Annotated in this window: 3 protein-coding genes and 1 pseudogene; all 4 read right to left on the reverse strand. The window is 74.3% G+C overall.

All coding sequences use genetic code 11. The features are described from left to right. Window positions 1–536 (reverse strand): annotated as a pseudogene (locus tag EF918_RS37505) (hypothetical protein); the annotation flags it as partial. Window positions 537–731: 195 nt separating this feature from the next. Next, on the reverse strand, window positions 732–1115 hold the full coding sequence (locus tag EF918_RS34830; protein WP_125652859.1) for a DUF6113 family protein: 384 nt from the start codon (window positions 1113–1115) through the stop codon (window positions 732–734). Next, window positions 1112–2011, reverse strand: a complete 900-nt coding sequence (gene mshB, locus EF918_RS34835) for an N-acetyl-1-D-myo-inositol-2-amino-2-deoxy-alpha-D-glucopyranoside deacetylase (protein ID WP_125652860.1) — start codon at window positions 2009–2011, stop codon at window positions 1112–1114. Before mshB ends, EF918_RS34830 begins: the two co-directional genes overlap by 4 nt. Before the next feature lie 25 nt (window positions 2012–2036). Beyond that, entirely contained in the window at window positions 2037–2231 is a 195-nt protein-coding gene (locus tag EF918_RS34840) for a hypothetical protein (RefSeq protein WP_125652861.1), read from the reverse strand. Between the last annotated feature and the right edge of the window lie 198 nt (window positions 2232–2429).

Consider the following 2429-nt stretch of genomic DNA (forward strand, 5'->3'; position numbering starts at 1 on the left):
GGGCCGGGCCCGGCCGGGGCCGAGGGCGCTCCGGCGCCCGCCGCGGCCGGCGGCGGGTAGCCGGCGCCCGCGGAGGCGTCGGGGCGGGTGCCCGGCGCCGACCGGGTCGGCAGGCCGGGACGCGCCGCGGCGGGCGCCGGGGACGACTTGCGCGGGGCGAACCAGTTGCTGGCCGCCTGCTCCGCACCCGGCGCCCCGCCCTCCGCCCCGTCGGGCGCGCCGGCCGGCGCACCGGCGGCCGGGCCGGGCCGGGCGGGGGCCTCGGACTCCTTGGCCCCGGCCTGGCCCACCGGCTTGCGGACGACCACGGGCGGGATCGGACGCGAGCCGGGGATGTTGATCCGGATCCGCGTCGTCAGCGTGGTCTCGGTCTTCGGTCCGTCGATGTCCCCGTCGGGGGTGGACGGCTTCGAGGTCACAGCGTTCCCCTCCGGTGCGTTCGACTGGCCGGTTCCGTACGGCGGCGTACCCGAGGGGTATGCGGCTCCCCCGCGGCCCTGGGGCCCGGAGGACGAACTGTCAGTTTCACGACTCAAGGCAGGTTCTCCCGGTTGGCTCCGCCGCCCGTCGTACCGTGCGCGGGCAGCTCGGCGGCCCGTCCACCATACTGGCCGCCGCCCGGGCGCAACTGTCCCCCGGAGGTCAGGGGTTCCCGCCGGCGCCCGCGGCGGGGCGCGCGCCGGGCGCTCACAACCCCGCGCGCAGTTCCAGGCTTAGCTCCGAACGGCACGTCACCTGCCGGACCGGGTGGCCGAAACCGGCCGGTCCGGCGGAAGCTGGAGGGTGGCACACATCACAGCGAGGGCCGTTCCCCCCAAAAGGTAGACATACATACTGATTGCGGCCGGGCTCAGCAGGAAGTCGCCCTCGCTCCGCGGCAGGCTCAGCACCACGTACGCGAGGAACCAGCCGAGCACCGCCGCGCCCACGCCGAGCGCGGTCCCGGTCAGCAGCCGGCCCGCCAGGAAGACGCCCCACAGGGCCAGCAGCGCCAGCACCAGCCCGCCGGGGAACCACACGTCCACCACGAGCCAGCCGGCGGTCCCCGCCAGCCAGCCCGCGACCAGCAGGCCCAGGCAGACGAGGATCCGCGCCGGGGTCCAGGGCGTGCTCACGCGTCCACCCCCGCGAACAGGTCGTGCTCCCGCTCCCCCGCGGGCGCCCCGGAGCGGCCGGCCACCAACTCGTAGTACTCCCGGGCGAACAGCGGCTGGGCGAGGTCGTTGGAGAGCGCGAAGAAGGGCCCGTCCACGGCGATCTGGGTGGCGTGGGCGCGCATCGCGGCGGCCTTCGCCGCCACGTACTTCTCGCCCTCGTCACCGATCTCGGCGGTCACCTGCTCGTCCGGGACCACGCCCGGTACGTCCTCGGGCCGGGCGACACCGGGGAAGTCCACCGAGGCGCCGGCCGCCCGCAGCCGGGCGAAGCCCTCATCGACCACCGAGCGCGGCACCCGGTTCCAGTAGATCTTGGCGATCCGGTGGGCCTCGCCGAGGTCGCGCCGGTACGCCGGCTCGGCGGCGAGTTCGGCCGCCCGCACGGCGACCCGGTGGGCCTGGATGTGGTCGGGGTGCCCGTAGCCGCCGTCGGGGTCGTACGTCACCAGCACCTGCGGGCGCAGCTCGCGGATCACCTCGACGAGGTGCGCGGCGGCGTCGTCCACGTCGGCGGCCCAGAAGGCGCCGGGGCGGTGGTTCTGCTCCGTGCCCATCATCCCGGAGTCGCGGTAGCGGCCCGGGCCGCCGAGGAAGCGGTGGTCGCTCACCCCGAGCTCGGCCATGGCGGCGGCGAGTTCGCCGATCCGGTGGCTGCCCAGGGTGTCGTCGCGGTCCGCCGCCAGGTGGGCGAGCTCGGGCGGGATGACCTCGCCCTCCTCGCCGAGCGTGCAGGTCACCAGGGCGACATGGGCACCCTCGGCCGCGTACTTGGCCATGGTGACGCCGTTGTTGATCGACTCGTCGTCCGGGTGCGCGTGCACCAGGAGCAGCCGACGGGCGGGAAGACCGTTCATGACGGCCAAGCGTACGGTGCCGCTGCTACAACTTCAGGCCACTGACCATGCCGGCCACGCTGTTGGTCACCTGGCTGAGCGTGGGCGCGATCGACGAGCTGGAGAGGTAGAAGCCCAGCAGGATGCAGACCACGGCATGCCCCGCCTTGAGCCCCGCCTTGCGCACCAGCAGGAAGACGACGATCGCCAGCAGCACCACGGCCGAGATCGAGAGTGCCACGGCGGTTCACCTCCACGTCGGAACGGACATCGCTATCGCGGGTATCGCGCACACGACGGAGTCATACCCACCGTGCGCTACGGATCATAACTATCCGTACCAGCACATCCATCGATATCCGGAAGCGTCGGGGGGAGCACGCCGCGCACGAAGGGGGGCACGCGGGGCCGGGTGGGGAGGGCGCGCGCCCTCCCCACC

Source organism: Streptomyces sp. WAC06614, from assembly GCF_003949795.1.
Taxonomy (GTDB): Bacteria; Actinomycetota; Actinomycetes; order Streptomycetales; family Streptomycetaceae; genus Streptomyces.